The organism is Actinomadura bangladeshensis (assembly GCF_004348335.1).
GTDB lineage: Bacteria > Actinomycetota > Actinomycetes > Streptosporangiales > Streptosporangiaceae > Spirillospora > Spirillospora bangladeshensis.
The window spans coordinates 15,748-36,209 of the sequence record NZ_SMJW01000033.1; the positions used below are offsets into that span (position 1 = coordinate 15,748).

At 73.2% G+C, this 20,462-nt stretch carries 17 protein-coding genes; 12 read left to right on the top strand and 5 right to left on the bottom strand.

What is annotated here, in order from left to right; translation table 11 throughout:
* Window positions 1–38 precede the first annotated feature (38 nt).
* A complete protein-coding gene (locus tag E1284_RS09250; protein ID WP_165965188.1) occupies window positions 39–1,280 on the top strand; it encodes a cytochrome P450 in 1,242 nt (413 codons plus the stop codon).
* A gap of 65 nt (window positions 1,281–1,345) precedes the next feature.
* On the opposite strand, the gene E1284_RS09255 is transcribed toward E1284_RS09250, so the two are convergent.
* Window positions 1,346–2,524 (bottom strand): FAD-binding oxidoreductase, encoded by a 1,179-nt coding sequence (locus tag E1284_RS09255; RefSeq protein ID WP_131938601.1) that lies wholly within the window; start codon window positions 2,522–2,524, stop codon window positions 1,346–1,348.
* Window positions 2,525–2,687: 163 nt separating this feature from the next.
* Here E1284_RS09255 and E1284_RS09260 point away from each other — a divergent pair, with 163 nt between their 5' ends.
* The 6 genes from E1284_RS09260 (at window position 2,688) to E1284_RS42420 (ending at window position 10,252) form a co-directional block, all read left to right on the top strand.
* A complete protein-coding gene (locus tag E1284_RS09260) occupies window positions 2,688–2,972 on the top strand; it encodes a GlsB/YeaQ/YmgE family stress response membrane protein (RefSeq protein WP_131938602.1) in 285 nt (94 codons plus the stop codon).
* Between the two features lie 344 nt (window positions 2,973–3,316).
* Window positions 3,317–5,359: a TerD family protein gene (locus E1284_RS09265; RefSeq protein ID WP_131938623.1), complete on the top strand. Its 2,043-nt coding sequence runs from the start codon at window positions 3,317–3,319 to the stop codon at window positions 5,357–5,359.
* 106 nt (window positions 5,360–5,465) lie between these two features.
* A complete protein-coding gene (locus E1284_RS09270) occupies window positions 5,466–5,753 on the top strand; it encodes a DUF485 domain-containing protein (protein ID WP_131938603.1) in 288 nt (95 codons plus the stop codon).
* Entirely contained in the window at window positions 5,750–7,414 is a 1,665-nt protein-coding gene (locus E1284_RS09275; RefSeq protein WP_131938604.1) for a solute symporter family protein, read from the top strand. Before E1284_RS09270 ends, E1284_RS09275 begins: the two co-directional genes overlap by 4 nt.
* A gap of 260 nt (window positions 7,415–7,674) precedes the next feature.
* Window positions 7,675–9,846, top strand: a complete 2,172-nt coding sequence (locus tag E1284_RS09280) for a S8 family serine peptidase (protein ID WP_131938605.1) — start codon at window positions 7,675–7,677, stop codon at window positions 9,844–9,846.
* A 109-nt stretch (window positions 9,847–9,955) separates the two neighbouring features.
* On the top strand, window positions 9,956–10,252 hold the full coding sequence (locus E1284_RS42420) for an SHOCT domain-containing protein (RefSeq protein WP_207923653.1): 297 nt from the start codon (window positions 9,956–9,958) through the stop codon (window positions 10,250–10,252).
* A gap of 94 nt (window positions 10,253–10,346) precedes the next feature.
* Here the strand turns inward: E1284_RS42420 and E1284_RS09290 are convergent, their stop codons facing one another.
* Window positions 10,347–10,961, bottom strand: coding sequence for a MarR family winged helix-turn-helix transcriptional regulator (locus tag E1284_RS09290; protein ID WP_131938606.1), 615 nt, complete (start codon window positions 10,959–10,961; stop codon window positions 10,347–10,349).
* 325 nt (window positions 10,962–11,286) lie between these two features.
* On the opposite strand from E1284_RS09290, the gene E1284_RS09295 reads away from it, so the two are divergent.
* From E1284_RS09295 to E1284_RS09305, 3 genes are all read left to right on the top strand, one after another.
* Entirely contained in the window at window positions 11,287–11,613 is a 327-nt protein-coding gene (locus E1284_RS09295; protein ID WP_131938607.1) for a nucleoid-associated protein NapA, read from the top strand.
* Between the two features lie 19 nt (window positions 11,614–11,632).
* On the top strand, window positions 11,633–12,454 hold the full coding sequence (otsB, locus tag E1284_RS09300; protein WP_207923654.1) for a trehalose-phosphatase: 822 nt from the start codon (window positions 11,633–11,635) through the stop codon (window positions 12,452–12,454).
* A gap of 894 nt (window positions 12,455–13,348) precedes the next feature.
* Window positions 13,349–14,155: a hypothetical protein gene (locus E1284_RS09305; protein ID WP_131938608.1), complete on the top strand. Its 807-nt coding sequence runs from the start codon at window positions 13,349–13,351 to the stop codon at window positions 14,153–14,155.
* A gap of 52 nt (window positions 14,156–14,207) precedes the next feature.
* On the opposite strand, the gene E1284_RS09310 is transcribed toward E1284_RS09305, so the two are convergent.
* Together E1284_RS09310 and E1284_RS09315 are read right to left on the bottom strand one after the other, a co-directional pair.
* A complete protein-coding gene (locus E1284_RS09310; protein WP_243714361.1) occupies window positions 14,208–14,759 on the bottom strand; it encodes a PadR family transcriptional regulator in 552 nt (183 codons plus the stop codon).
* 302 nt (window positions 14,760–15,061) lie between these two features.
* Window positions 15,062–17,050, bottom strand: coding sequence for a serine/threonine-protein kinase (locus E1284_RS09315; protein WP_243714362.1), 1,989 nt, complete (start codon window positions 17,048–17,050; stop codon window positions 15,062–15,064).
* 122 nt (window positions 17,051–17,172) lie between these two features.
* Here E1284_RS09315 and E1284_RS09320 point away from each other — a divergent pair, with 122 nt between their 5' ends.
* Together E1284_RS09320 and E1284_RS09325 are read left to right on the top strand one after the other, a co-directional pair.
* The gene (locus E1284_RS09320) at window positions 17,173–17,724 is read left to right on the top strand and encodes an RNA polymerase sigma factor (protein ID WP_131938611.1); all 552 of its coding nucleotides are present in this window, start codon (window positions 17,173–17,175) and stop codon (window positions 17,722–17,724) included.
* A 119-nt stretch (window positions 17,725–17,843) separates the two neighbouring features.
* A complete protein-coding gene (locus E1284_RS09325) occupies window positions 17,844–18,866 on the top strand; it encodes a sulfotransferase family protein (RefSeq protein ID WP_243714363.1) in 1,023 nt (340 codons plus the stop codon).
* Between the two features lie 57 nt (window positions 18,867–18,923).
* Here the strand turns inward: E1284_RS09325 and E1284_RS09330 are convergent, their stop codons facing one another.
* Window positions 18,924–20,432: an alpha,alpha-trehalose-phosphate synthase (UDP-forming) gene (locus E1284_RS09330; RefSeq protein WP_131938613.1), complete on the bottom strand. Its 1,509-nt coding sequence runs from the start codon at window positions 20,430–20,432 to the stop codon at window positions 18,924–18,926.
* Window positions 20,433–20,462 lie beyond the last annotated feature (30 nt).

Consider the following 20,462-nt stretch of genomic DNA (forward strand, 5'->3'; position numbering starts at 1 on the left):
GTCCAGGGAATGCTGAAGCTTTCCGGTGGTGGGGGCGGATGGCCCGGAGTCCGCTGGAGACGTACGTGGGGCTCGCGACCCGGTACGGGGACGCGGTGCGCGTCCCGTTCGGGAGGCGGCGGGCGTTCTATCTGCTGTCCCGGCCCGAGCACGCCGAACGGGTCCTGGTGGCCAACCAGGACAACTATGTGAAGGCGTTCACGTACCGGCCGCTGCGGGCCGTTCTCGGGGACGGCCTGCTCACCAGCGAGGGCGACACGTGGCGGCGGCATCGGCGGCTGGTGCAGCCTGCCTTCGCGCAGCGGCACGTCGTCGGGTTCGCGCCGCAGATGGTGGAGACGGCAGTCGCGGGCGTTGAGCGGTGGCCGGACGGGGTGACGCTCGACGCCGCCAGGGAATTGCGGAAACTCACGCTCGACATCGTCGGGCGGGCGCTTTTCGGGAGTGCGCTGGCAGGGGAGGCGCAGCGGACCGGGCAGGCCCTGGAGGCCCTGCAAAGAGGCGCCGTGATCGGCACGTTCCTTCCGGGAGCGACGGCGAAGAGGGGAATCTACCGGCGTGTGCCGGGGCTCGGGGGCGCGCTCACTCATCTGGACGGGCTGGTGCGGCGCGTCGTCGAAGGGTCGTCCGGTGGGGAAATGCTCAATCTGCTCAAAGAGCGGGGCGAACTCGATGCCGAGGAACTCCGGGACGAGGTTCTGACGCTCCTGCTCGCCGGGCATGAGACCACGGCTGCTTCGCTGGCCTGGACGTTGATGCTGCTGTCCAGGTATCCGGCGGCGCGGGACCGGCTCGAGAACGAGGTGGACGATGTGCTCGGCGGCCGGGAGCCGAAGGCCGAGGACGTCGACGACCTGCCGTGGACGAAGGCCGTCCTGTCCGAGGCCATGCGCCTTTACCCGCCGGCCTGGACGATCGAGCGCGACGCGGTCGAAAGCGACGACATCGCGGGTGTGAATGTGCCGGCCGGGTCGACGATTGCCGTCCCGCCCTACCTGATTCACCGGAACGCGGAAATCTGGCCCAATCCCGAGGGCTTCCAGCCGGAACGATTCATGGGGGAGCAGCAGCGTCCTCGCTATTCGTATCTGCCGTTCGGGGGCGGTAGGCGCATATGCGTCGGCGCCGGATTCGCGATGCTGGAGGCGACGCTGGTTCTCGCGACCATCACCCGCACGCATCGGCTGGACCTGGCCCCGGGAGTGAAGGTGCCGTGGCGTGCGGAGATCACGTACCGGCCGGCCGGGGCCGTCCCCATGCGGGTCTCGCGCCGCGCCTGACGAGCCCGCCGTCGAGCCTCGGCGCGGCGACGGGGACGGCCACAGCCGTGTCGGCTTCCTCGCATTCACGCGGGCGGGATGTTGTGGTTTCGGTGGAACACGTTCTGTGGGTCGTAGGTGCGCTTGACCTCGCGCAGCCGCCGGAGGTTCCCCGGGGTATAGGCGGTGGCCGTCCTGGCCGGATCGTGCAGGAAATTCAGGAACGAACCGCCGGTCGCGTACGGCAGGAAGGCGGCGTCGTCGGCGTCGGAGCCGTCGACCGTGAGCGAGAACGGGACGTCCCGGTGCCCGACGGGACCCGCGTCCGCAGCCGGACGGGCCATCGCGCCGCCCCAGTGCCTCACCTCGATGCCGGACGCGTGGCTGCCGGCGATCGCGGTGATCAGCGCGTCGGGAAGATCGGCGTGAAGGTGGAAATGGTGGGGTGCGGTGCTGCCCAGCGACTCGGTCTCGGCGTACGGCATCGTCCGGAAATCGTCCTGGAGTGCAGGCCCGCCGGCCTTGCGCAGTGACCGCAGCGCCCGGGCGCCGTCGTCGGCGGAGCCCGCGTAGACAGCGCGAACGGCGACGACCCGGCCGTGAACCACGTCGTCGGTCAGCGCCACCGAGACCGACAGCGCATCGGGACGTGTGTCCGCCTCGTCCCGGAAACGGGTGAGGACGTCGGCGGCCCGCTCGACAGGGAACAGCGCCACCCCGCCATAGACCGTCGAGACCGGGTGGAGCCGGAACTCCAGCGAGGTCACGACGCCGAAGTTGCCGCCGCCGCCCCGCAACGCCCAGAACAGGTCGGGGTGGCAGTCGGCGTCGGCGGTCAGGTATCGGCCGTCGGCGGTGACGATCCGCGCCCGCAGCAGGTGGTCGGCGGCGAACCCGTACCGGCGGCCCAGCCATCCGACGCCGCCGCCGAGGGTGTAGCCGGCAACGCCGACGGACGCGTGCGAGCCGGACAGCGGGGCGAGCCCGAGCGGCGCGGCCGCTGCGATGACGTCGCTCCACCGCGCCCCGGCGCCGACCCGGGCGATGCGGCGGGACGAGTCGACGAGCACGCCGGACATGCGGGACGTCCTCAGCAGCAGCCCCTCGTCCGGCGGGACGACCGTGCCGTGCCCGGTGGCCTGCACGGTCAGCGGCAGCCCGCGGTCGCGCGCGGTGAGGATCGCGGCGCGGACGTCCGCCGGTCCGGTGGCGTCGACGGTCAGCGGCTCGGTGGCGAAGGCGGTGGCGGTGATGTTGGCGTTCATGGCCCTGTCCTCCCGGGGCGTGGCTTCATGCGCCACGTTATAGTCATGAATCTTGATAATCAAATTTCATGACTAAAGACGGCGCGGCGGGACGGCGGCCGCCGTCCTTCATGGGAGACGTCAGCCCAGGTGAGAGGCCACCCTGAGTGGGCACAGGGGCGGCATGAACATTACGGGGATCATCTCGGCGATCATCATCGGAGCGATCATCGGGGCGGTGGGCCGGCTGCTGCTGCCCGGCCGCCAGCCGATCGGTGTCATCCTCACCGTGATCGTCGGCATCGTCGCGGCGCTCATCGGGACGGGGATCGCGCAGATCATCGGCGTGCGGACCACCTCGGGCATCGACTGGATCGAACTCGTCTTCCAGATCGGCCTCGCGATGCTCGGCGTCGCCCTCGCCACAAGCTTCCAAGCCCGCCGCAGACACCGCCGCATGCCCCGCTGACACCACCCCGGTCACCCAGGCCACCCGAGGCCACCCTTGGCGGCACCGGCTGCCCTGGCTGCACTGGCCGCCGGGCCGCACGGTCGCATCAGCAACGCCGGCCGCACCGGCGACGGCGCCCGCCCCGCCGCCTGCCAGACCGCCCGGCCCTGGGGTAGCACCGGGGGCGGGTGCGTGTCAGTGACTTCACGTTCCGTGGCCGGACTCCGCCATATCCCCGTGTGCACGGCGAACGGGCCGTGCGGCGGTGGCATGCTCGGACCGGGCCTGCTCCCGGCCGCGACGGCCGTCGCGGTGGCCGACGACGCGAGTCCGGTCGATGCGGGGAGTGGCGCGTGCAGAACATGCTCAAGGGGGCCAACGCCGAGCTGGCGAGCCTGACCGAGGCCAAGGGACCGGTCACCGTGGCGCTGCGGTGGGCGGACCCGTCCGGCAGCGGGGAGGCGGACGTCGCGGCCCTGCTGGTCGGCGGTTCCGGCAAAGTGCGCGACGACGGCGACTTCGTCTTCTACAACCAGCCGGCCACCCGCGACGGGTCCGTCCAGCTGCTGGGCAAGACGCCGACCGGCGGCGGCAGCGAGGACCGCATCATGCTGGATCTGGCGGCGCTCCCGCCGGACGTCGAGCGGGTCGTCGTGACGGCCAGCCGGTACGGCGGGGCCACCTTCGGCGAGCTCGACGACCTCGGTCTGACGCTCTACGACAGCACGGGCGCGGCCCTGCTCGGCTTCGACATCGGCGATGCCGGGACGGAGACCGCGTTCGTCTTCGGCGAGCTGTACCGGCGGGGCGACGGCTGGAAGTTCCGAGCGGTCGGGCAGGGGTACGAGTCCGGGCTCGCGGGACTGGCGGGCGACTTCGGCATCAACGTCGAGGACGGTGACGTCGAGGACGGTGACGTCGAGGACGGTGACGCCGAGGAGACGCCCGCCGGCGAGGCTCCCGCCCGCGGGGAGGTCGCCGGGGCGCGTGCGGACGGGGTGGAGCGCCAGAGTCCGCCGGTCACCGGGGAAGCGCCCGCCGGAGACACGGCGCGAGAAGAGACGGCACCGGCCGAGACCGCGTCCGGGGAGGAGGCACGGAAGCGGCGCGCCGCCGGGCGCGTCCGGACCGCGAAGAAGCGCAGCACACTGCCGAAAGCCCCCAAGGCGGACCTCGCCGACCACCCGTCCTGGCAGGGCGCGCGGCTGTTCCCCGTCGCCGGGCTCCGCAGCGAGCACGAGCGCGAGGCGCGGGCGACGTCGACGCTGCTGGCGGTGATGGCGCAGGTCCCGGAGTTCGGGCGGCGCCTCACGGCCCGGTTCGGCGCGCCGGCCGGCACCGTCCAGACGTTCGTGGAGACGTCCTTCAAGCACGGCGACAGCAAGGTCCGCCCGGACGGGGCCGTCCGGGTCGCACGCGCGGGCCGGATCTGGACGGCGCTGGTCGAGACGAAGACCGGCGGCAGCCCGCTGAAGTCCGACCAGGTCGAGGCGTACCTGGAGGTCGCCGCGCGGAACGGCTACGAGACCGTGATCACGCTGTCGAACGACCTGGCGCTGGACGGCGAGCACCCCCTGACGGTCGACAGGAGGCGGTTGCGCAAGGTCGCGCTGCGGCACCTGTCCTGGGCGGAGGTCGCGCACGAGGCCCACATGCTGTGCCACCACCACGGGCTGGCCAGCCCCGTCCACGCGTGGATGCTCGGCGAGCTGCTGCACTACCTGCGGCACGACAACGCCGGATGCCAGGGGTTCCAGGACATGGGCGCGTCGTGGGTGCCGCTGCGCAACGCGATCACGGCGGGCACGCTGCGTCCCGGCGACCGGCATGCGGAGCGGGTGGCGGAGAGCTGGGAGAAGCTCGTCCGGCAGCTGTGCCTGCGGCTGAGCGGGGAGACCGGGCTGAACGTCGCGCCGGTGACGCGCCGCAGGCGGTCGGGCGCCGAGGCCCGGCGCGCGGGGGTCGTGGCGTCGCTGCTCGCGGCGGGGCGGATGGGCGCCGAGATCCGGATGCCGGACGCCGGCGGGCCGGTCCGGGTCGAGGCCGACCTGCGGACCGGGCAGATCGAGACGAGCGTGGCGGTCCCCGCGGCCGCCCGGGCCCGCGCGCTGACCCGGGTGCAGTGGCTGCTGCGGCAGCTGGCCGACGCGCCGCAGGACCTGCGCGTGGAGGCCTTGGCGGACGGCCGCGACGAGGGCCCGTGCGATCTGCTGAAGAACCTGCGGAGCGAGCCGGGGCTGCTCGTGTCCGGCGGCGCGGAGATCACCTCGTTCCGGCTGACGCTGTCCACCGGCATGGGCTCCAGGCGCGGGACGGACGAGGCGGGCTTCGTGCGCAGCGTCGACGTCGCCGTCGACCGGTTCCATCAGCAGGTGGTCCAGGCGGTCAAGGTCGAGGCCGAGTAGGGCCTTGTGTACGCATCTCGCCAAATGGGTCTTGTCGTACGTGAATCTTTGATCTCATAGTGCACTCGACTCAATGCGGAGAGTCACGTCCGGTCAGGGGGGCCAGATGGTGGGGGGACTTGCGCCGGTGGCGGAGTACGAGCGGTTCCTGCTGCTCAGAAGGAGGTTCCGGTGCGCGGCGGCGGTGGTCGCCGGGGTGTTTCTCGGGTGGTATTTCATCTACGTCGGGCTGTCCGCGTTCGCCCGCGGCTTCATGGCGCGGACGGTCGCCGGGCACGTCAACATGGCGCTGCTGCTCGGCCTGCTGCAGTTCGCCTCGACGTTCGCGCTCGCCGCCGGGTACGCGGCCTACGCGCGGCGCCGGCTGGACCCGCTGGCGGGTGAGCTGCGGTGACCGGGCGGACGCTGACGTTCGGGCTGTTCGTCGCGTTCATCCTGATCACGCTCGGGATCACGGTCTGGGCGCGGGTGAACACGCGGGGCGCCGACGACTTCTACGCGGGCGGCCGGACGTTCTCCGGCGCGCAGAACGGGGTCGCGCTCGCCGGCGACTACATGTCGGCCGCGTCCTTCCTCGGCATCGCCGGGATCATCGCGCTGAACGGCTACGACGGGTTCCTGTACTCGATCGGCTTCTTAGTGGCGTGGCTGCTCGCGCTGCTGCTGGTCGAGCTGGTGCGCAACGCGGGCCGGTTCACGATGGGGGACGTCCTCGCGCGGCGGGTGCGGCGGCAGGCGCCGGTGCGGCGGGCCGCGGCCGTGTCGACCGTGACGGTGTCGGTGTTCTACCTGCTCGCGCAGATGGTGGGCGCCGGGGCGCTGGTGTCGCTGCTGCTCGGCATCCACCGGGGCGAGCGGTTCCTCGGCATGGACGCCGCCACCGCCAAGACCGTCACGATCGTCGCGGTGGGCGCGCTGATGATCTGCTACGTGGCGTTCGGCGGGATGAAGGCCACCACGTGGGTGCAGATCATCAAGTCGGTCCTGCTGATGGCGGGGGCCGTCGTGCTGACCGCGCTCGTCCTCGGCAGGTTCGGGTTCGACGTCAGCTCGATGCTCGGGTCGGCGGCGGACGCGAGCGGGAAGGGCGAGGCGTTCCTGCGCCCCGGCGAGCGCTACGGGCGGGACGTGCCCGGCGACGCGTACCAGACGATCGTGAACAAGCTGGACTTCATCAGCCTGGCGCTCGCGCTCGTCCTCGGCACCGCCGGCCTCCCGCACATCGTCAGCCGGTTCTTCGCCGTCCGGGACGGGCGCGCCGCACGGACGTCGGTGTCCTGGGCGATCGGCCTCACCGGCGTCTTCTACCTGACGACCCTCGCGCTCGGCTTCGGCGCGGCGGCCCTGGTCGGACGGCAGGCGATCGTCGCGCAGGACCCGTCCGGCAACACGGCGGCGCCCCAACTCGCGCAGGCCGTCGGGGAGCACATCGGCGGGCGCCTCGGCGGGGACGTCCTGCTGGCGTTCATCGGCGCGGTGGCGTTCGCGACGATCCTCGCGGTCGTGTCGGGCCTCGTGCTGGCGTCGTCGACCTCGCTCGCGCACGACTACTTCGGGCAGGTGCTGATGCTCGGACGGCCGCGCGAGTCGCAGGAGGTGGCGGTCGCGCGGTTCGCGTCGTTCCTCGTCGGGACGCTCGCGATCGTCCTCGCGGTGGTGGCGCGGAACCTGAACGTCGCCTTCCTGGTGGCGCTGGCGTTCGCCATGGCGGCGTCGGCGAACGTCCCGGCGATCGTGCTGTCGCTGTTCTGGCGGCGGTTCAACTCCGCCGGGATCGTCGCCGGCATCTACGGCGGGCTGGCGAGCGCACTGGTGCTCGTGTTCTTCTCGCCGATCGTGTCGGGGAAGGTCGACCCGGTGACGGGGGAGAGCCTGTCGCTGTTCCCGGCGGGCGTCGACTTCCACCTGTTCCCGCTGGAGAATCCGGGCCTGGTGTCGATCCCGATCGGGTTCGCGTGCGCGGTCGCCGGGACCTTCCTCGGACGCGACAAGGCCGACGCCGAACGCTACGACGACCTGTCGGTCCGGGCGCTCACGGGCGCCGGCGCGCACTGACGCCGTCCACCGCACGCCGTCCACCGGGCGCCGTCCACCGGGCGCCGGGGCTGACGTGCGCGGGTGCGGGTGCGGGTTACCATTCGTCCACCCTGCGGTTACCCACGAGTAAAGGACTCCTGGCGGGGAAGGGCGGGGGAAAGATCCAGACTGTCCCGGGCCTGCCCGAATGTGCCGAGTGCCGGGGCCGGGACGCGGTCGCCATGGCAGAATGTCACCCGCCGTGGAGCGCGGCGGTGGCCGGAGGGAGGTGCGGCGGCGTGTCCGAAGCCGGTCGACGCCGTCAGGGGCGATCCCGACCGACTCTCTCCCCGCACCGGCTCGGCGCCCGGGCGACCGCGGTCCTGACCGTCGTCACGCTCGGCGCCGCGGTGGCCGTGCCGGTGGCGATGGTCTCCGGAGGCGAGCGCACCGCGCGGCAGCAGGCCGTCCGCGGGGCGGCGGCCGGGGCGCTGGTGAACGCGCAGGCCGACCAGATCCGGTCCCGGGAATGGCACCTGAAGGTCCTGCACGCGCAGAAGGCGTGGAAGTACTCCAAGGGGCGCGGCGTCACCGTCGCCGTCCTCGACACCGGCGTCGACGCGAACCATCCCGACCTCACCGGCCACGTGGTCGGCGGGCCCGACCTCACCGGCGGCGTCCGGTCCCCGGGCACCCGCTACTGGGGCCTGCACGGGACGTCGATGGCCAGCATCATCTCCGGGCACGGCCACGGCCCCGGGCTCTCGCAGGGGATGATGGGCGTCGCCCCGCTCAGCCACGTGCTGTCCGTGCGCGTCACGCTGGAGAACGACGACCCGCTGCGGCGCGACAACGGGCAGCAGAACGGCGGCACCGGCGAGCACGACGCCGTCGCCCAGGGCATCCGCTACGCCGTCGACCACGGCGCCGGCATCATCAACATGTCGCTCGGCGGCGGCCGCCAGTTCTACACCGGCACCAAGTCCCAGGAGAGCGCGATCAAGTACGCGCTGTCCAAGGGCGTCGTGCTGATCGCGTCCGCCGGCAACGACGGGTCCGGCGCCAACCGGGAGAACTTCCCCGCCTCCTACCCGGGCGTGATCGCCGTCGGCGCGCTCGACCGCCGGCTGCGCCTCTGGAAGGACAGCAACCGCCGCTCGCACGCCGCCGTCTGCGCGCCCGGCGTCGACATCGTCAGCGCCGACGCCAGCAACGGCTACGTCGTCGGGACGGGCACGAGCGCGTCGTCGGCGATGGTCGCGGGGGTCGCCGCGCTGGTCCGCTCGCGCTATCCGAAGCTCACCCCGGCCGAGGTCAGGCAGGCGCTCATCCAGGGCTCGCCGGCCCGCCGCGGCTACCCGACCGGCTCGACCGCCTGCCGCGGGACGGTCGACGCGCTGCGCACCCTCTACGCCGCGCACAAGATCAACAAGACGTCCAGCGGGCCAGTGGAGACGCCGCCGCCCGCGCCCTCGCCCACACCGGCCCCGGTCACCGCGCTGCCCGAGCGCGACGCCGGCGTCCTGCTCCCGCTCGTCCTCGGCGGCGGGGGGCTGCTCGTCGTCCTCGGGCTGGTGCTCGGCTGGCGGCAGCGGCGCCGTCCCGAGGACGGCCTGGAGGAGACCGAGGACGTTCCCGAGTACGGGCTGCCGTCCGTGCCCGCCGCGGCGCCCGAACCCGCCGTGCCCGGTCCCGCCGTGCCCGGTCCCGCCGTGCCCGGTCCCGCCGCGTCCGGGCACGTGCCCGCGCAGGCCGGCGGCGAGCCGGGGTGGGCGCCGGTCAGCGTGCCGCTCTGGCAGAACACGCAGGCCTATCAGGGCCCGCCCCTGGCCCCTCTCCCGCAGGCCGACCCTCACCGGGACGCCGCGCCGCCGGACCCGTCGCCTCGGGGCGACGCGTCCCCGGAGCCGTCGTCCTGGGACGCCGAGCCGTGGGCCCCTCCCGGCGGTGAGCCGCTGCCGCCGCCGATCGAGCCGAAGCAGCCCCCGATGATGTCGCACGAGCTGCGTCCGTTCGTCCCGGGCGAGTTCGCGTCGAACGGGCACGCGTCCGGCAACGGGCATGCCAACGGGCACGGCCCGGGCAACGGGCGCCACGCCAACGGCCGCCACGCCGCCGACCTGAACGCCGCCGACCTGAACGGTGCAGCCGCGGACGACGACGAGCCCACCCTGGACGACGACGACTGGGAGGCGTTCCGGCGCGGCGCCCTCGACCTGCCGGATCTCGGAGAGACCGGTCCGCTCCCCGCGGTATCCCCCGAACCGCCGGACGAGGCGCCGCCCCCGCCCGTACTTCCCGTGGACGAGCAGGCCACGGGGGCGTTCCCCGCCGTCCCGCCGCCCGATCCCGGCGACGCCGAAACCCCCTACGGGCCCGGCGCGGACCAGCCCGGCGACGACCCGCACGGACGCGGTTCGCACCACGCGCGCCCCGCCGAAGACGAGGACTACCGGCCGCCCTGGTGGTGATCGCGGTACTCCGCCGGGCGTAGTGCGAGTGCCTCCGGCCGGCCGACGCGGCACCCCGTACCCGTCGCCGAGCATCGACGTATCCGCACACAGGAAGGGTCGATGAACCATGGTGACGACGTTGGCGGCGCAGGCCGCGGCGATGCATCCGGGCGGCTGGAGCGACGGGGACGCCCCCGCCTTCTGGCCGGTCTTCCCGATCACGTTCGGGCTGTTCTGGCTCGCCGTGCTCGGAACGGTGTTCTACCTGATCAGGCGCCGCATGACCACGAGCGCCACGGCGGCCGCGGCGGCGGCCGACCCGATGACCAAGGCGCGGTCGGTCCTCGCGGAGCGGTTCGCCCGCGGCGAGATCGACGAGGACGAGTACCTCATGCGCATGTCCACCCTCCGCAACGGCGACTGACCGTCGCCGGCGGCCGGCCTCGCCCGGGGCCCGCAGGACCCCGGCGGGGCCGCCCGGCAGCGCGTCCTCCGGCCCGCTTCCGCCGCGGAGCGGGTCAGTCGGCGGCGGCCTCTTCGAAGATCCGGCCGATGCCGTCGGAGTACTCCGGTGCGCGGCCGGCGGCGTCGGCGAAGCGGGTGAGCAGCCGGGCGAACTCCGCGCGCTCGTCCGCCGTCCAGCCGGTCATGAGGGCGTCGAGGTAGGCGCGGCGGGACCGGTCGGCGACCCGCTTCACGCGCAGCCCGGCCTCGGTCAGCCCGAGGTTGGCGCGGCGCGCGTCGACCGGGGACGGGCGGCGCGACACCAGCCCGGCGTCGATGGCGTGGCCGACCAGCCGGCTCGCGGTGGACGGGTCGATCTCCAGCCGTTCCGCGACGGCGCCGACCGTGACCTCGCAGGGGCGGGTGGCGCACTCCGGCTTCTCGGCGGCGGCCGTGAGCGCGGCGACGGCGTTCACCACCATGAGGTTCGACAGTTGCAGCGGCCGTCCGTCCGGACCGGCGGACGTCTGGGCGCGGATCCGCCGCATGAGGTCGGGCTTGGCCCACACGCGGCGCAGATGGAACAGCGCCATCGCGATGTCGGTGAGCGTGGGATCCCCCTGCGGCTCGGGCGGCGCCGGCGCGTCCGGCTCGGCGGGCCGTCCCGTGCCGGGAGTCTCCGTCGCCATGCAAGGTCTCCGTTCGCGTGTCGGACGCCGGACGCGGCGAACTCCTCACTTTAACCTATGTAGTCTGCACATGATCGGGGCCCGCGGGACTGCCGTTCGCGATGAGACACACGGCGCGAAAGAGCCGCAGGTGAACCGGGATGTGATGCACTGAACCACCGGCCCCCGTTCCCCGTGAACCACCGGAACTTGTCGGCCCGGGCGCGTAGCATGGCACCCGCCCAGACCCGGACGAGCCGGGATCAGTAACCACAGAGGGGACCTGATGCGAGCGGCGAACGCCCCCGACGGCCCCCGCGGTGACGTCCCCCCACTGGACGGAAGCATGGACGATGGCCGACCCCCGCGACCCCTGACCGAAGACGACGAGGGAGGGGCCGACGACGCCGCCTTCCATGCCGACCACCTCTCCGAGCGCGACCGGCGGATCCTCGCCTTCGAGCGGCAGTGGTGGAAGTACGCCGGAGCCAAGGAGCAGGCCATCCGCGAGCTGTTCGACATGTCGGCGACGCGGTACTACCAGCTCCTGAACATCCTGATCGACCGACCCGAGGCGCTCGAGTGCGATCCGATGCTCGTCAAGCGCCTCCGCCGGATGCGGTCACAGCGGCAACGCAGCCGCGCCGCGCGCCGACTCGGCATCCGGCCCTGACCCGACCACACTGGGTCGGGTGACCTCTCCCCGCTCTGTGACGGCCGCCGGCGCCGGCGGCCTCGACGCGATCCGCACGAACCCGGCCGGGGCCGTGCTCGGCTTCGACTTCGACGGCACGCTCGCGCCCATCGTGGACGATCCGGCCTCGGCCCGGGCCCATCCCGGCGCGGCCCCCGCCCTCGCCCGGCTGGCCCCGCTGGTCGGCGCGCTGGTGATCGTCACCGGACGTCCGGCCGCGGTCGCCGTCGAGTACGGCGGCTTCGAGGGCATCGACGGGCTCGTCGTCCTCGGGCAGTACGGGCTCGAACGCTGGGAGTCCGGCGTGCTGACCGAGCCGGAGCCGCCGCCGGGCGTCGCCGAGGCCCGCGCGAAGCTGCCCGGCGTCCTCGCGGCGGCGGGCGCCCCGCCCGAGACCTTCGTCGAGGACAAGGGGCAGGCGCTCGCCGTCCACACGCGGCGCTGCGCCGAGCCGGAGGTCGCGCTGGAGCGGCTGCGGAGCATCATCGCCGCGCTCGCCGAGCGGACCGGGCTCACCGTCGAGCCCGGACGCCTCGTCCTCGAACTGCGCCCGCACGGCATGGACAAGGGCATGGCGCTGCGCCGGTTCGTCGACGACCTCGGCACCCGCCCGTCGGCCGTGCTGTTCGCGGGGGACGACCTGGGCGACCTGGCCGCGTTCGACGCCGTCGAGGCGCTGCGCGCGGAGGGCGTGCCGGGCGTGCTGGTGTGCAGCGGGTCCGCGGAGGTCACCGAGCTCGCCGAGCGGGCGGACCTGGTGGTCGACGGCCCGGCCGGCGTGGTGGACCTCATGGGCGCCCTGCTGGACGTACCGTCCTGACCTGGGCACTACCTTGTCGGAGAAGTGACAAGACTCCGAACCGGAGTTGTCGTATCTCGCGAGACTCTGGGGGCGCCCGTAGACGTCGGGTCCAATTGCGCCAAAATATGGTGGATTGCGACACGCGTGGTTCACGGGGGAGTCACACCGAGGACATGGGGAGGCTTGATGGTGGACACGGGACCGGGAGCCCCGCGCCGTCCGGACGACATCAGGCACACGCCCGCCGGCGGCCTTCCAAGGGCCACCCCGAGGGAGGGGACGCCCGTCCAGCCGCCCGGCGCGCCCATCCCACCGGGCGCACCGACCCGCCCCATCGTCCAGGCACCCTCAGCTGAAACCCCGCGCGCCTGGGGCACACCACCGTCCCCAGAGCCCACCGCCCCGCACCCGGGTACCGCCCCGCAGGCCGGCGGTGTGCCGCAACTCGGCGGCGTCCCGCAGCCGGGCGCCGTCCCACAGCCCGGCACTGCACCGCAGGCCGGTGGTGTCTCGCAGTCCGGTGATGCCCCGCGGCCGGTCGATGCCTCGCGTCCGGGCGTCGCCCCACAGACGGGCGGCGTCCCACTGGCCGGTGATGCCCCACGGCCGGGCGGCGTTCCGCAGGCCGGTGATGTCTCGTGGCCGGGTGGTGTCTCGCGGGACGGTGGGCTGCCGCAGCCGGGTGGGCTGCCGCAGACCATCTACCTGTCGGAGGCCGGAACCGGGACCGGCGCCGGTCCGCAGCCGTCCGATCCGCCGCAGACCGGGGGATGGCCGCGGGTCGGCGGTCCGTCCGGACCCGGTGCCGAAGCTCGGCCCTCCGACCTGTCGCAGACGGGCGGCTGGCCGCGGGTGGGCGGTCCGTCCGAGCCCGTTGGGCCGGCGCGGGCGGGGGCCGCGGAGTGGGCCGGGGTGCCGGAGGCGCAGGACGCCTACTCCGAGCGCGAGGAGCGCTCGTCCACGACCGGGCCGATGGGGGTCCGGGAGACCAGCGGTGTCCAGGTCCGGCTGGGGTCGCGGGAACGGGAGCGGGACCGGCAGGCGCGCCGGCGCGCGGGCCGCCGCAGCGGGCTCGTCGCGGCGGGCGTGCTCGTGCTCGCCGGGCTCGTCACGGCCGGCCTCGTCCTCACGCCGGGATCGGGCGACGACGGCGGCGGCGGGACGGAGGCGGCGCCGTCCACCGGGGAGCAGAGCCCAGTTAGCACCGGTGAGTTGCCCGACGCGGGTACGCCGATCACGGTCGGCACCGCCGACGGCTCCAAGTACCGGCTCGCGGCGGTGACGAGCGGGGTCAGCGACGGGGTGGCCCCGACGTCGCAGTCCTCGCCCCCGTCCGGGACGTCGTTCCCCTATGTCGAGTACATCCTCAGCAACCCGACGCAGAAGAACGTCCTGCTCGACTTCCCCGGCGACGTCTTCGTCAGGCGGAACCTCGTGACGCCGGACGCGCAGGGGCGGTGCATGCCGCAGGCCGGCGTCCCCGAGGACATGTGCACCCCGCCGACGCGGAGCCAGGTCGTCCGGCATCTCGCGGGCGGCCAGCTGGTCCCGGGTGACGGCGGCGACAAGTACCTGCCGCCGAACTCGTCGTTCCTCGTGCGCGCGACGGTGGACGTCCCCGTGAACCGCGCCGTCAAGCGCACGGACATGGGCCTGTACGTGTGGAAGCAGCTCTACATGGCCGATCAGCTCGCCAAGCAGGCGCCCTTCCCGCGCTGAACGCGAAACCGCCGCGGCCCGGGTGGGGCGCGGCGGTTCCGGTCGTGCGGGTTCACTCGGCTTCGGGGTCGTCGGCGAGGATCCCGTAGAGGCGGCGGCGGGCGTCGTTGACGACGTCCAGCGCGCGCGCCTTCTGCGCCTCGCTGCCGACCGCCATCACCTGCTGAAGGGCTCCCATCAGCTGGCCGATCGCCTCGCGTCCGCGCAGGACGTTCTCGCCGGCGGCCGCGGTGACCTCGTCCCAGGGGGCGACGGTCTGCGCCTCCGCCTCCTCGCGGCCGGCGTCGGTGAGCGAGAACAGGCGCTTGCCGCCCTGCTCCTCACTGCCGACCTTGCCCTCGTCCTCCAGCATCTGGAGGGTCGGGTAGACCGAGCCGGGGCTCGGCCGCCAGACGCCGCCGGTGCGGCCGTCCAGCTCCTGGATCATCTCGTAGCCGTGCATGGGACGCTCGGCGAGCAGGGCGAGCAGCGCCGCCCGGACGTTGCCGCGCCGGGTGCGCCGGCCGCGTCCACCGCGTCCGTGATGGCCGCCCGGACCGGGCCCGAACCCGGGACCGCCGGGCCCCCAGGGACCGAACGGATCCCCGCGCCGTCCGCGCTCCATGGGCCCCCGGCCCCCGCCGCGCCTTCTCATCGTGTGGTCGTGCAGCGCGGTCTCCTTCGTCTAGTGATCGGTTGCGATGCATTAACGATATATCGGAATAACTCGACGATGCTACGACGATTATTGTGATCTGTGTCACGTGAGGAGTGCCGGCCATCTACGAGGCGTACGAGCGGGCCGGGGCGCCCAGGCGCGCGAGGCCGGTGAGCGGTGGCCAAGCCGGAAACGGGCGGTGCGCAAACTCCGCCCGTCCCTTTCTGGAGGACGCGCTGGTCACCGACGACCAGAAACCGCGTCCCGGGCTACAGGGTCACCTTGAGGTGGTCGAGGATGTCCTTGGTGGCGTCGCGGTCGTCGGTCTCCTTGACGCGGATCCACAGGCCGAACTTGCCGGCCTTGTCCTTGAGGCCGATCTCGGTCACCGACGGCGTGCCGGTCTTGCAGGCGGTGAAGCGGGTGATCGTCCCGCTGAGGGCGCCGTCCGGCGTGGTGTAGTTCTCCGGGGCGGCCTTCGTGCACTGCGGGTGGTTGGACGCGCTCGGCGGCGGAAGCTGGCCGGGGCGCAGGTCGGTGGTAACGCCGATGAAGACGCCGGGGCCCTTGCCGTTGCCGAGGAACGCGGCCTTGTCAGGGGTGGCGCGGAGCACGGCCCGCGGCTGGCTGTCGTTCAGCCCGACGCTGGACGGCGTCCACGTCTGCTCCTTGTCCAGCGGCCACGCCTTCGGCACCGCGGTCTTGATCTTGCCGGCGGTGTCGGAGGCCGCGACGAAGTCCTTCGGGATCGCCGCACCCTTCTCGTCCTTGCCGTCCTTGCCGTCGCCGCCGGAGAACAGCAGACCGAGCGTCAGCCCGCCGACGACCGCGACCGCCAGCACGACCACCGTGATGACCAGCGGCGTGACGAACTTCTTGGGCGAGCCGCCGCCCGAGCCGCCGCCCGACAGCCTGTTCATCAGCCCGCCCTGCTTGCCGCCCTGGCCTTGCACCGGGCCCGGGGCGGGGGGCTGGAAGCCCGTGGGCGGCGGCGGGCCGCCGTAGGGCCCGCCCACCGGCGGCATGGGGGCGCCGCCCTGCGGAGGCATGGGCGCGCCGCCCTGCGGGGGCGGCTGGGTCGGGAACACGGCGGTCTTGTCGTCGCCGCCCTGCGGCGGCCCCTGGTACGACACCGTGCGGTCGTCGTCGTTGTCGGGGGACGTGGGGCCCTCGCCCTGCCCGAACGGGGTGGCGCGCCCGGCCGGGTCGTCCACGATCGTCGCCTGGCCGTCGCCGCGCGGGCCCGGCGGCAGGCGCATCTCGGACGTGCGGACGTCGTCCTCCATGGGCTGGTCCAGCCGTGTCCGCATGTCGGGCGGCTCGGCCTGGTTCGCCGCGACCGTCTGCCCGGGGCCGGGCGGCTGCTGCACGGGACCGGGGCCGGGCGGACGGCCGGGGCCCGCCGCGGGCGGCTGCGCCGGGGTGCCGTCGCGGTAGAAGTCCTGGACGGTCGCGTCCGCGTCGATCCGCGGGACCGGAGCCGGAACCGGAGGCGCGGGCTGTGCGGGCTGCGCGGCCGGCGCGGCCGGGGCCGTCGTCGGGCGCAGCGTGGACAGCGCCTCCGCGAACGCCTCCGCGGTCGGCCACCGCTTCTCCCGCTCCACCTCCAGCGCCCGCATGATGACCTGGTCGAACGCCGGCGGCAGCCCCTCGCGCAGCTCGCTCGGCGGCGACTTGACCGGCGCCGGGCCCGGGGCCCGTCCGGTGAGCATGTGGTAGGTCAGCGCGCCGAGCCCGTACACGTCGGCGCGCACGTCCAGGCCGCCGCCGAACCGCGCCTGCTCCGGCGACATGTACCCGGGGGTGCCGACCGGCAGCGTGAACGCCCCGGAGGCGTGCGCGAGGGCCTTGGCCAGGCCGAGGTCGGCGATGAGCAGCTTCTCGCCGCCGTCCGGCGTCGACTGGAACAGCACGTTGGACGGCTTGAGGTCGCGGTGGATCACCCCGAGCGTGTTGATCACCTCGACGCCGTAGGCGATCTGCTCGGCGAGCGCAACGACCTCGCTGACCGGAAGTGGCCGCTCCCGCATGCGGTCGCCGAGCGTCCCGCGGTCGGCGTAGGACATGACGAAGTACGGGCGGGCGTCCGGCAACTCGCCGATGTCGTGCACCCGGACGAGCCGCTCGGAGTCGGCGCGGCGCAGGATCCGGGCCTCCTCCAGGAAGCGGTTGCGCACGTCCAGATCGTCCACCAGATTGCTGTTCAGCACCTTGATGGCGACCTGCGACTCCAAGGCGTCGTCGTGCCCCAGCCACACAGAGGCGAACGCCCCCGAACCCAGGACGCGATCGATTCGGTAACGGCCTACAGATGCTGGGAAAGACACTCCCGTATCATCCCAGCAAACGGGGTGACCCCGCGAACGAGCGATGAGGCGGCATGGCATTCGACGAGAGGACCGAGGAGTTGGCGGTGAAGGCCGCTCAGGGCGACCAGGGCGCCCTCAACGAGCTCCTCCGCAAGATCGAGCCGGACGTGCTGCGGCACAGCTCGCGCTTCCTGCCCTGCCGGCAGGACGCCGAAGAGGCATGTCAGGACGCGCTGCTCCAGGTCGCGCGCAACATCCACCGGTTCGAGGGCCGGTCGCGGTTCAGCACCTGGCTGCACGTCGTCGTCGCCAACTCCGCGCGGTCCACCTACCGGTCGCTGAAGCGGCGGTCGGTCGAGCAGGCGGGCGAGCTCCCGCAGCAGCGCCCCGACCCCCGCCGGACCAGCGTCATCGCCGGATCCCGGGTCGACATCCTGGACGCCATGGAGGACCTGGAGGCCCGCAAGCCCGACCTCATCCAGGCCCTCGTCCTGCGGGACGTGTCCCAGCTGGAGTACGCGGAGATCGCCGCGCAGCTCAATCTGCCGCTCGGCACGGTCAAGTCCCGCATCCACGAGGCGCGCAAGCAGTTCCGGCAGACGCTGGGCGAGTCCTACACCTGACGACTCCCGTAGCGGACGGCTCCCGCACCGGGGCGGGCCGTCAAAGGTCGGTCATCGCGCGGTAACGGTGAGTGCATAGTCGGTGCCGTGACCAGGGCGCCTCCACCAGCATGCGGTGCATGCCATCAGGACCGGCCTCCCGCCACGACCGACCGATCTTCGTTCTCGGCTGCGCCCGTTCGGGGACGACCCTGCTGCGGCTGATGCTCCACTCGCATTCCCGCATCGCGATCCCCGCGGAGACGAAGTTCGTCCTCCCCGCCTATACGGCGAGGTGCGGATTCGGTGACCTCACGGACAGGAAGAACAGGCGCGCGCTCGCGGAGTGGATCACCGGCGACCGGTCCACCAAGGTGCGCGAGCTCGGCCTGGACGCCGGCGAGGTCATCGACGAGATCACCGACGGGCCGCCGACGCTCGGCTCCGCGCTCGGCATCGTGTTCCGCGCCTACGCGCGCCTGCACGGCAAGCCGCGCTGGGGCGACAAGCGCCCGAGCTACGCCCGGTACGCCGGCCCGCTGCTGCGGATGTTCCCGGACGCGCAGTTCGTCCACCTCGTCCGGGACGGCCGCGACTGCGTCGCCTCCCTGCTGGAGATGCCCTGGTACGACGGCGACGTCCACCACGCCGTGTCGCTCTGGCGCGAGACCATCGACCAGGGCCGCCGGCTCGCCGCGCGCCTCGGCCCCGACACCTACTACGAGCTGCAGTACGAGCGGCTCGTCGCCGACCCGGCCGACGAGCTGACGCGGCTCTGCGGCTTCCTCGGCGAGGACTTCGACCCCGCGATGACGCACCCGGAGGGCCTGGCGCGGCAGATCGTCCCGTCCCGCAAGAGGTGGCACGGCCGGACGCGCGACGAGGTCACCACCGGCCGCATCGGGTCGTGGGCGGAGCGCCTCGACCCGTGGGAGATCAGCCTGGCGGAGGCCGCCTTCGGGGAGCGGCTCGCCGAGTACGGCTACGAACCGAGCGGCCTGCCGAAGCCGTCCACGTCCCAGCTCGCCCATTTCACCCGGGTCAGCGCCCACCGCCGCATGGCGCAGAGCAAGGACGCGCTGCGCGAGCGCTGGCGGCAGCACCACGAACCGAACCCGGTCGAGTGCCGGCTGGTCACCGAGTCCTCCGCCAGCAGCTCCTGAAGCCTTGCGGTGTGCCGCCCTCCCGCCTGGAGCGGGCAGCACACCGCGACTCGTGCGCTAGCCGAGGGCGGCGAGCTGGTCGGCGAACCAGCGCTGCGGGGGGAGCGCCGTCGCGGCGGCGGTGAGGCGGGCGCAGCGCTCGGCCCGCTCGGCGCGCGGCATCAGCAGCGCCTGGTGCAGGGTCTCGGCCGTCTGCGACACGTCGAAGGGGTTCACCATCAGCGCGTCGTCGGACAGTTCGGACGCCGCGCCGGCCTCCCGCGACAGCACCAGCGCGCAGCCCCGCTCCGAGAGGACGGGCCCTTCCTTCGCGACGAGGTTCATCCCGTCCCGGATGGGGTTGACCAGCAGGACGTCCGCCAGACCGTAGGCGGCGAGAGACCGCGGATAGTCGTCGTTCACCTGCAGGATCAGCGGATCCCAGTCGGCGGTGCCGAACTCGTCGGTGATCTGCCCGGCCATCTGCTGGACGGCCGCCGTGTACTCGCGGTACTCGGGCAGGTCGTAGCGGGACGGGTAGGCGAACGCCAGGTGCACGACGCGTCCGCGCCATTCGGGATGGTTGACGAGCAGCTCCCGGTAGGCGGCGAGGCCGCGCACGATGTTCTTCGACAGTTCCGTCCGGTCGATGCGCACGATGAGCTGGCGGTCGCCCACCTGCTCCCGCAGCGCACGCGCCCGCTCGACGACGTCCTGCTGGGCGGCGCGCCGGCGCAATGCCTCCTCGTCGACGCCGAGCCCGTGGACGCCCACGTGCGTGGTGTGCCCTGAACAGGTGACCGTACGGGCGGCGCGGTCGACCCGAGCGCCCGGGACCAGCTCGCAACAGTCGAGGAACGCCGAGGCCCAGCGCTCGGTGAGGAACCCCGCGTGGTCGGCGCCGAGTATGCCCCGGAGGATCTGCAGACCGATGTCGTCTGGGAGGAGCTTGTAGTACTCGGGCGGCGCCCAGGGCGTGTGGGAGAAGTGGGCGATCCTCAGGTCGGGACGTCGTTCCCGGAGCATTCGCGGGGCCAGTGACAGGTGGTAGTCCTGGATCGCGGCCTTCGCGCCGTTGGCGGCGTCCCGGGCCAGGGCGTCCGCGAACGCCGCGTTGTACGCCTCGTAGGACTGCCAGTCGCGGCGGGCGCGGGCATCGAAATGCGGGTTGCGGGGTGTGTCGTACAGAAGGTGGTGGACGAACCACAGCGTCGAGTTGGCCACCGCGTTGTACGCGCGGTCGAACGTGGCCGGGGGGATGTCGAGCATCCGCACCGCCGCGCCACCGGTGTCGTAACCCGCCTGGTCTATGCGGCCGTCCGGGGAACGGCGGGCGGCCGTCCGATCGGCCTCGCTGAGGCTCGCGCACACCCAGAGCACATCCGGGTCGTGGGCGGACGGCGACGCCGTCCCCGCGAGTTCCGACGTCCCCGCGGGGCGGGGCGGACCAGGGTCGCGCGGCGCGCCCGTGACGGCGGCCAGGCCGGACACCAGCCCGCCACCGCCGCGCCGCATGGCGAGCCCGCCGTCCTGCGACAGCGAGAACGACACCGGGCCCCGGTTGGATGCCACCAGCACTTGGCTCATACCGGCAGGGTCTCAGTTGTGACCGGGGCG

Bases quoted from the DNA above. Each gene is read 5' to 3' on its own strand.
- E1284_RS09250 (WP_165965188.1), top strand. From the start codon at position 39: ATGGCCCGGAGTCCGCTGGAGACGTACGTGGGGCTCGCGACCCGGTAC.
- E1284_RS09255 (WP_131938601.1), bottom strand. From the start codon at position 2,524: ATGAACGCCAACATCACCGCCACCGCCTTCGCCACCGAGCCGCTGACC.
- E1284_RS09260 (WP_131938602.1), top strand. From the start codon at position 2,688: ATGAACATTACGGGGATCATCTCGGCGATCATCATCGGAGCGATCATC.
- E1284_RS09265 (WP_131938623.1), top strand. From the start codon at position 3,317: ATGCTCAAGGGGGCCAACGCCGAGCTGGCGAGCCTGACCGAGGCCAAG.
- E1284_RS09270 (WP_131938603.1), top strand. From the start codon at position 5,466: ATGGTGGGGGGACTTGCGCCGGTGGCGGAGTACGAGCGGTTCCTGCTG.
- E1284_RS42420 (WP_207923653.1), top strand. From the start codon at position 9,956: ATGGTGACGACGTTGGCGGCGCAGGCCGCGGCGATGCATCCGGGCGGC.
- E1284_RS09290 (WP_131938606.1), bottom strand. From the start codon at position 10,961: ATGGCGACGGAGACTCCCGGCACGGGACGGCCCGCCGAGCCGGACGCG.
- E1284_RS09295 (WP_131938607.1), top strand. From the start codon at position 11,287: ATGGACGATGGCCGACCCCCGCGACCCCTGACCGAAGACGACGAGGGA.
- E1284_RS09310 (WP_243714361.1), bottom strand. From the start codon at position 14,759: ATGGAGCGCGGACGGCGCGGGGATCCGTTCGGTCCCTGGGGGCCCGGC.
- E1284_RS09320 (WP_131938611.1), top strand. From the start codon at position 17,173: ATGGCATTCGACGAGAGGACCGAGGAGTTGGCGGTGAAGGCCGCTCAG.
- E1284_RS09325 (WP_243714363.1), top strand. From the start codon at position 17,844: ATGCCATCAGGACCGGCCTCCCGCCACGACCGACCGATCTTCGTTCTC.
- E1284_RS09330 (WP_131938613.1), bottom strand. From the start codon at position 20,432: ATGAGCCAAGTGCTGGTGGCATCCAACCGGGGCCCGGTGTCGTTCTCG.